Below are 8412 nucleotides of genomic sequence, written 5' to 3'. Positions count from 1 at the left end.
CGGGAGTGCCATCGGGCAACCTGGGGAAACCGTGGGCCGGAGTGCCGTCGGGGAGGCGGGGAGCGCCGTGCGCGGGGGCGCCGTCCGGCGCGCGTGGAACACCGCGAGCCGGTGTACCGTCCGGCAATCTCGGAAAACCGTGGGCCGGAGTGCCATCGGCCAACCGGGGAAACCCATGGGCCGGGGTGCCGTCCGGAAGCCGGGGAACCCCATGAGCCGGAGTGCCGTCCGCGAAACTTGGCGCACCCTGCGCGGGCCAGCCATCCGGCAGACGCGGAACCCCGCGCGCGGGAGTGCCATCAGGGAGACGCGGTCCTCCACCCGTAGGAACACCGCCGGAGAAACGCGGCGACCCCTGCACCGGGGTCCCATCAGGAAGGCGCGGCCCACCTTGAGCGGGCGGCTGACCCTGGAGACGCGGAATACCGTGAGCAGGGGTCCCTTCCGGAGAACGCGGCCCGCCTTGAGCGGAAGGCTGCCCCTGGAAACGCGGCACGCCCTGAACGGGAGTCCCGTCCGCGGAACGCGGGGCACCCTGCGCGGGCGGCGGCCCTTGGAAACGCGGTACGCCGTGAGCAGGGGCCCCCTCCGGAGAACGCGGCCCACCTTGAGCGGAAGGCTGCCCTTGGAAGCGCGGTACGCCGTGAGCGGGGGTGCCGTCCGGAAGGCGCGGCCCCCTTTGAGTGGGCGCCGCCTCCTGGAAGCGCGGCACGCCATGAGCCGGAGTCCCACCCGGGAAACCCGGTACGCCGTGAGCAGGGGTCCCGTCCGCAAGGCGCGGCCCTCTTTGAGCAGGCGCCGCACCCTGGGACCGCGGGACGCCCCGCGCAGTCGTGCCGTCGGCCATGCCCGGGCCCGGTATCCCGCGAGCCGGCGTGCCGTCCGAGAGGCTCGACGCCCCGTGCCCCGGATTCCCGCTCCCCGAAGGCTGCTGTTGGCCAGGTATCGCCCCAGGCCCAGAACCAGCAGAACCAGCCTGGCCCCCCTGCCCCTTCTGACGCCCACGAGTCCCCTGAGCGTCACGAGAAGCGTCCTGAGCGCCCGTTCCGCCCTTCCCCGCCCCTGTGCCTACGTCCGCGGCGTCACCCTTCGCAGGGGATCTACGGCGACTATGGCGTCCCACGTCGCCCCCTCAACTCCCCGCGTTCGTATCGTCGTTGCCATCGCCCCTGGCACCTGAACCCAATCCTGGTCCCGATCCCGCACCGCCGGCATCACTCACCGTACTCACCGAACCGCCGCCCCGGGACCCCCGCGCACCACCCCCGCCACCTCGGCCGAAACCATCCGCCTCACCCGCACGACGCCCCCGCACGGCACCGGCATCCGTACCGGTGTCCGCAGCGCTGTCGGCGCCGACTCCCGCCGGCTCTCCCCGCTCCCCGAACTCTCCCAACTCCCCCGCATCCGCGAGGAGTTCACGGAACGCCGCCGCCACCGTCTCCGGGTACTCCATCATCGCGACGTGCCCCGCGTCGGGCAGGGACAGCAGGCGGGAGTCGCGGAAGGCGCGGGCCGCTCGCTGGGCCATGCGGTAGCCGACCAGTTGGTCTCGGCCGCCGTAGACGAGGAGGGTGGGGGCGAGGACGCGTTCGGCCTGGCGCCACAGGCCGTGTTGGCCGCCCAAGGTGTACGCGTTGACGATGCCTCGTGAGGAACGGGCCATCGCGTCCCAGAAGTACGGCAGTTGGAGTCGTCGCTCCAACTCCTCGACCGCGTAGCGGAACGCCTCCGGTGTCACCAGGCCGGGATCGCCGTAGCAGAGGCCCAGGACGCCGCGGACGCGCTGTTCAGCCGTCCAGTCCCTGCTGATGCGGGTGAACAGGGACGCGATGCCCGGTACGCCCAGCAGCGCCGTAGGCATCGCCGAGCGCTGGACGCGGATCTCCGGCAGGGCCGGGGAGATCAGCGTGAGCGTGCGGACGAGGTCCGGGCGCACCGCGGCCACGCGGGTCGTGATCGCGCCACCCAGCGAGTTGCCGAAGAGGTGCACCGGGCCGCGCTCGGCCGCGTCGAGATAACGGATGACCGCGCGCGCGTGCCCGGTGACGGAGTAGTCGCCGTCGTCCGGTGGCGGGGAGTCGCCGAAGCCCGGCAGATCCAGGGCCTCACTGTCGACCAGGCCGTCGAACTCGGCCATGAGCTGCGACCAGTTCTGCGAGGAACCGCCCAGCCCGTGGACGTACAGAGCGGGCGGAAGTCCTTCGCGCACCGCTGTTCTCGACCGCACCGTCAGCGTGATCCCCGGCAGCCCGACCGACCTGAGCCGCTCCCCCTCGCCGACCCTGACGGGCGCCACTTTGGGGAGCACACTGGCGGCCGACACGGAAGGCAGCTCTGTCGAAGACATGCGGCAATGTTACGAGACGATCACGCAGTAGCTCGTGTGTTCGCCGTCACAAGCCCCACGGCAGCCCTACGGCGTCCGCCATGGCACCCCTGCCCGGTGTCTCCTAGGCTCGTAGACAGGGCACCCGTATCTACAAGCGCATGACGCACGACGTAAAGCGCACGACGTACCAGGAAGGGAGCCCGCCATGACCGTCGACCCCAGCGATCCGGAGACGTTCGAGGACGAGAGCGACACCCCGTTCGACGTCGAAGCCCTCGAGGACGACACCACCGACGAACAACCGACCGACGTCGACCCGGGCAAGGCCAACGAGGCCGACGTGGCGGAACAGGCCCGCATCGTCGCCCTCGACGAAGACGACTATCGGTGACAGCGACCGGCCCCCTTCAGTAGACGGACCGAGCCCCTTCAGTAAGAAGAAGCCACTTACCTCCGACTACCCGTGACCTCTACATCCCCTTCTATGAGCATTCGCACGGATTTCACCATCGTCCGGTACGTGAAATTCTGCGCTCGCACCGCGCACACCACGGTTACCGAAAAGTACGATGGCGACGCGGCGCTCACCGCATGAGGACGACATTTGGGAGGCGGCGTGACAGCCATCGAGCAGACAGAGGCGGCGCGCCCGCGGGGCACCCGCCTGCCGCGCCGTGCCCGACGGAACCAGCTGCTGGGCGCCGCCCAGGAGGTCTTCGTCGCGCAGGGCTACCACGCGGCCGCGATGGACGACATCGCCGAGCGCGCCGGCGTCAGCAAGCCGGTGCTCTACCAGCACTTCCCGGGCAAGCTCGACCTCTACCTCGCCCTCCTCGACCAGCACTGCGAGTCGCTGATCCAGGCGGTGCGGACCGCACTCGCGTCGACGTCGGACAACAAGCAGCGCGTCCGGGCGACGATGGACGCATACTTCGCCTACGTGGAGGACGACGGCGGCGCCTTCCGGCTGGTCTTCGAGTCGGACCTGACGAACGAGCCCGCCGTGCGCGAGCGCGTCGACAAGGTGACGAACGAGTGCGCCGAGGCGATCTGCGACGTCATCGCCGAGGACACCGGCCTGTCGCGGGCCGAGTCGATGCTGCTGGCCTCGGGTCTGGGCGGTCTCGCCCAGGTCGTCGCCCGCTCCTGGCTGCACAGCGACCGCAGCGTTCCGCGCGACCAGGCCGTCCAGCTGCTGGCCTCGCTGGCGTGGCGCGGCATCGCCGGTTTCCCGCTGCACGGGAGCGATCAGCACCACTGACGGCTGACGGAGAGCACGGCGGACGGCCGTATAACAGTCGTGCAGGCCATGGACGGCCGTTTGTTCCCGTGGACTGTTCGCTCTTGGCGTTCCGGCGCGGAACATCTACGTCCCCTCGCCGGGCTAATGTGTGCTGCGTACGGCGCGGAAGATCGCGCACTTTGCTGACCGTCGGAGGGACATAGCCGTGGAGGTCAAGATCGGCGTGCTGCACACGCCTCGCGAGATCGTTCTGGAGACCGGTCAGAGCGCCGAGGAGGTCGAGCAGGCCGTGGCCGAGGCGCTGACCGGCAAGGCGCCCCTGCTGAGCCTCGTGGACGAGCACGGCCGCAAGGTCCTGGTCCCCGCCGACCGGCTCGCCTATGTCGAGCTCGGCGAGGCGGCCCCGCGCAAGGTGGGCTTCGGCGCGCTGTAGTCGCGAACGGACGAGGGGGCCCGGTGACCGAGAAGGTCACCGGGCCCCCTCGCGTTTCCACCACAGATGGAGCACAAGACACCCACAGGGGAGGATTGCATTCCGCAGGTCACGGGTATGACCGGCTACGACCGCATCACGCACGCCGGCCGTGGGAGGGACCCCCGTGATGATCCTGGAAGCGCTCGGCTCCGCTGTGCTGGGTGTGCTGCTCGCGTGGGCCGCCACGCACCGGCTCGCACACCGTCTGCCGACCCGCCCCCTGGTGTTCTCCACGGGTGTCGCCGGAGCTCTTTTCGGTGACTTCGTCACCCACAGCGCGCTGGGCCCCGGCAGCGGTCTGCCGAGTCTGCTCGGCGCGGCGGTGGTCTCGGCGGCCTCGGTCTCGCTGCTCCTTCGACCGGCGAGACGACTCCGGGGACGGTCCGCCCCCGCCTAGCCGTACTGGCCGCACTCCCCCGTAGCCGTACTCAGGCGGCGAGCCCCAGGGCCGCCATCCGCTTGGTGTGCGCCTCGGTGATCCGGGAGAACATCCGGCCCACCTCCGCGAGGTCGAAGCCGTCCGCCACGCCACCCACGAGCATCGTCGACAGCGCGTCCCGGTCGGCGACCACCCGCTGGGACTGCGACAGCGCCTCACCCATCAACCGCCGTGCCCACAGGGCGAGTCGGCCACCCACACGCGGGTCCGCGTCGATCGCCGCGCGCACCTTCTCAATGGCGAAGCTGGCGTGCCCGGTGTCGTCGAGGACCCCGAGCACCAGCAGGCGGGAGTCCTTGTCGAGGCGGGCGGCGACCTCGCGGTAGAAGTCGCTGGCGATCGAGTCGCCGACGTAGGCCTTGACGAGCCCTTCCAGCCAGTCCGAGGGCGCCGTCTGCTTGTGGAAGCCGTCGAGGGCGGCGACGAACGGCTGCATCGCGTCGGTCGGCTCGGCCCCGATCTCCGTGAGCCGGTCCCTGAGCTGCTCGAAGTGGTGGAACTCGGCCGACGCCATCTTCGCCAGCTCCGCCTTGTCCCCGAGCGTCGGCGCCAGCTTGGCGTCCTCCGCGAGCCGCTCGAACGCCGCCAGCTCGCCGTACGCGAGCGCGCCGAGCAGGTCCACGACCGCGTTGCGGTACTGCGGGTCGACGGAGGCCGTGGCCCAGTCCTGGGCGGCGACTCCGGTGGGTTCGGCGGGTGCGTCGGAGGCGTTGTCAGCGGTCGTCATGAAGCGCACAATAGCCCGCTCACAGCACGGCGGAAGTCCCTGGTCAATCAGTGTGACGACGACAACGTGACCAAATCGGCCAACGCATGTGCGTGATTCCGGGGTATGGTGGTAATGCGCCCGCCGAGTATTCGCCGGGCCGCACGAATGAGGATGCCCGGTCGGTGGCCCGATCGGCTCCGACCCGACAGCCCTCCTCGCCCGTACGGCACGTTGCGTACGGAGTTCGGAGGGGGACCCTCAGCGGTTCGAGCGCTAGAGCGTCGGCAGTGGTCCCGTGCAGTACGGCTTGCCCTCGCGGGTTGACCGTAAGGCAGCCGACGTCCCGGCACGGTCCTGACACGACCCCCGCGCTCGCCTCGCACCGCGCACACAGAAGAGGCAGCACCCTGACTACTTTCCGAGAGCTCGGAATCCTTCCCGAGACCGCTGAGGCCCTTGAGGCCGTCGGTATCGTCTCCCCCTTCCCGATCCAGGAGATGACGCTCCCCGTAGCCCTTTCCGGCACGGACGTCATCGGCCAGGCCAAGACCGGCACCGGCAAGACGCTGGGCTTCGGCCTCCCGCTCCTGGAGCGCGTGACCGTCCCCGCAGACGTCGAGGCCGGCCGCGCCAAGCCCGAGCAGCTGACCGACGCCCCGCAGGCGCTCGTCGTGGTCCCCACGCGCGAGCTGTGCACGCAGGTCACGAACGACCTGCTGACCGCAGGCAAGGTGCGCAACGTGCGCGTCCTCGCCATCTACGGCGGCCGGGCCTACGAGCCGCAGGTCGAGGCGCTCCGCAAGGGCGTCGACGTCATCGTCGGCACCCCGGGCCGACTGCTCGACCTCGCGGGCCAGAAGAAGCTCGACCTCAAGCACATCAAGTCGCTCGTCCTCGACGAGGCCGACGAGATGCTCGACCTGGGCTTCCTGCCCGACGTCGAGAAGATCATCAACTTCCTGCCGGCCAAGCGTCAGACGATGCTGTTCTCGGCGACCATGCCGGGCGCGGTCATCGGTCTCGCGCGCCGCTACATGTCGCAGCCCACGCACATCCGCGCCACCTCGCCGGACGACGAGGGCGCGACGGTCGCGAACACCAAGCAGTTCATCTACCGCGCGCACAACATGGACAAGCCCGAGCTCGTCGCCCGCATCCTGCAGGCCGAGGGCCGGGGCCCGGTCATGGTCTTCTGCCGTACGAAGCGCACGGCGGCCGACCTCGCCGACCAGCTCCAGCAGCGCGGCTTCGCCTCCGGCGCGGTCCACGGCGACCTCGGCCAGGGCGCCCGCGAGCAGGCGCTGCGCGCGTTCCGCAACGGCAAGGTGGACGTGCTCGTCTGCACCGACGTCGCCGCCCGCGGTATCGACGTCGAGGGCGTCACGCACGTCATCAACTACCAGTCCCCCGAGGACGAGAAGACCTACCTGCACCGCATCGGCCGCACCGGCCGCGCGGGCGCCAAGGGCATCGCGGTCACCCTCGTCGACTGGGACGACATCCCGCGCTGGCAGCTCATCAACAAGGCGCTGGACCTCGGTTTCCCGAACCCGCCGGAGACGTACTCCACGTCCCCGCACTTCTTCGAGGAAATGAACATCGCCGCGGGCACCAAGGGTGTCCTGCCCCGCTCGGAGCGCACGCGCGCCGGGCTGGCCGCGGAGGAGGTCGAGGACCTCGGCGAGACCGGCGGTCGCGGCGGTCCGCGCGGCCGGGGCGGTCGTGTCGGCCGTGACGGTCGCGACGGCGCCCGTGACGGTGGTCGCGATGGCGGCAGGGGCGGTCGCGACAGCGGCCGGGACAATACCCGGGACAGCCGCGACGAATCCCGCTCCAGCGACACCGAGCGCGCGGCGCGCACCCCCCGCCGCCGCCGTCGTACCCGCAACGGCGCCCCGATGGAAGGGACTTCGGCGGCTGCGGCCGTGACGTCCACTCCGGAGGAGACCGCGGTGGCCGCCTCCGAGGACACCGCCGGCCGCACTCCGCGCCGTCGTCGCCGCACGCGCAACGGAGCGACGGGAGAGCAGCTGCCGGCCACGGCAGTCACCTCCACGCCCGCATCCGAGGTCGCGGAAAGCGCCGTAGCCACGGCTGAGGGTCCGGCCCTGGACTCCCCGACGACGTCGCGTCGTCGGCGTACGCGGAAGTCGGCGGAGCCGGCTGTCGCCGAGGCCGAGGTCGTGACCCCGGTGGTCGAGGCCCCTGTGGCCGAGACTCCGGTCGAGGAGACCAAGTCGCGCCGCCGGACCCGTAAGGCCGTACAGGCCGCGGAGCCGGTCGAGACCGTAACCGAGACCGCCGCCGTGACTGCGGTCGACACGGCCGAGGCCGTCGAGGCCAAGCCGCGTCGGACCCGGGCGCGGAAGACCGCGGCTCCGGCCGAAGCGGTCGAGGTCGTCGAGGCGGTCGAGGAGACCAAGCCGCGTCGCCGTACCGCGACCCGCAAGGCCGTCGCCGAGATCCCCGCGCAGGTGGTCGAGGAGCTGGGCAGCGCCGCAGAGGTCACGCCCCGTCGCCGTACCCGCAAGGTCGCGGAGCCGGTGGTGGAGGCGGAGGCCGTGGAGACGCCGGTCGTCGCGGAGGCCAAGTCGCGGCGGACCCGGAAGGCCGCGGCTCCGGCCGAGGTCGTCGCCGTGGACACCGCCGAGGCCGTAGAGACGAAGCCGCGTCGTACGCGCAAGACGGCCGCTGCCGCCCTAGCCACGGAGGCACCGGCGGAGGTCGTCGAGACCAAGCCGCGCCGCACCCGTAAGGCTGCCGTTGCCGCCGAGGCCGCCGTGGACACGGTCGAGGCCGTCGAGAGCAAGCCGCGCCGCGCCCGCAAGACGGCCGCTGCCGTTGTCGTAGAGGCACCGGCGGAGGTCGTCGAGAGCAAGCCGCGTCGCACTCGTAAGGCTGCGGCGGTTGCCGCCGTGGACACGGTCGAGGCCGTCGAGACCAAGCCGCGTCGCGCCCGCAAGACGGCCACCGCCGAGATCCCGGCCCAGGTGGCCGAGGAGTCGGAGGCCAAGCCGCGTCGTCGTACGACCCGCAAGGCCGCCGAGGCCCCGGTCGTCGCGGAGACGGCGGAGGCACCGGAGGCGAAGCCGAGGGTGCGCCGTCCGCGCAAGTCCGCGGCGACAGCGGCAGCGGAGGCCACCGAGGGCTGATCCGCCCCCGAAGGTCGACAAGAACAAGGCGGAACGCCGGATGGCCGGCCCCTGTGCAAGGG

Annotated in this window: 7 protein-coding genes; 5 read left to right on the top strand and 2 right to left on the bottom strand. The window is 71.3% G+C overall.

What is annotated here, in order from left to right:
* Nucleotides 1-1132 precede the first annotated feature (1132 nt).
* Complete coding sequence (locus tag ACFWP5_RS50710; RefSeq protein ID WP_384173666.1) at nt 1133-2350, bottom strand: alpha/beta fold hydrolase; 1218 nt, start codon at nt 2348-2350, stop codon at nt 1133-1135.
* Between the two features lie 187 nt (nt 2351-2537).
* Between ACFWP5_RS50710 and ACFWP5_RS50705 the strand changes: the two genes are divergently transcribed.
* The 4 genes from ACFWP5_RS50705 to ACFWP5_RS50690 all read left to right on the top strand — a co-directional run bounded on the left by ACFWP5_RS50705 (nt 2538) and on the right by ACFWP5_RS50690 (nt 4447).
* The gene (locus ACFWP5_RS50705; RefSeq protein ID WP_384173664.1) at nt 2538-2723 is read left to right on the top strand and encodes a hypothetical protein; all 186 of its coding nucleotides are present in this window, start codon (nt 2538-2540) and stop codon (nt 2721-2723) included.
* A 225-nt stretch (nt 2724-2948) separates the two neighbouring features.
* A complete protein-coding gene (locus ACFWP5_RS50700) occupies nt 2949-3593 on the top strand; it encodes a TetR/AcrR family transcriptional regulator (protein ID WP_384173661.1) in 645 nt (214 codons plus the stop codon).
* Nucleotides 3594-3780: 187 nt separating this feature from the next.
* Entirely contained in the window at nt 3781-4008 is a 228-nt protein-coding gene (locus ACFWP5_RS50695; protein ID WP_019072095.1) for a DUF3107 domain-containing protein, read from the top strand.
* 169 nt (nt 4009-4177) lie between these two features.
* Nucleotides 4178-4447 (top strand): hypothetical protein, encoded by a 270-nt coding sequence (locus tag ACFWP5_RS50690; protein ID WP_384173669.1) that lies wholly within the window; start codon nt 4178-4180, stop codon nt 4445-4447.
* A 31-nt stretch (nt 4448-4478) separates the two neighbouring features.
* On the opposite strand, the gene ACFWP5_RS50685 is transcribed toward ACFWP5_RS50690, so the two are convergent.
* Nucleotides 4479-5216, bottom strand: a complete 738-nt coding sequence (locus ACFWP5_RS50685) for a ferritin-like fold-containing protein (RefSeq protein ID WP_384173658.1) — start codon at nt 5214-5216, stop codon at nt 4479-4481.
* 479 nt (nt 5217-5695) lie between these two features.
* Here ACFWP5_RS50685 and ACFWP5_RS50680 point away from each other — a divergent pair, with 479 nt between their 5' ends.
* Nucleotides 5696-8350 (top strand): DEAD/DEAH box helicase, encoded by a 2655-nt coding sequence (locus tag ACFWP5_RS50680; protein WP_384173655.1) that lies wholly within the window; start codon nt 5696-5698, stop codon nt 8348-8350.
* Nucleotides 8351-8412 lie beyond the last annotated feature (62 nt).

The sequence above is a fragment of the Streptomyces sp. NPDC058469 genome (assembly GCF_042721125.1).
GTDB lineage: Bacteria > Actinomycetota > Actinomycetes > Streptomycetales > Streptomycetaceae > Streptomyces.
This window is presented reverse-complemented; position numbering and strand designations above follow the sequence as displayed.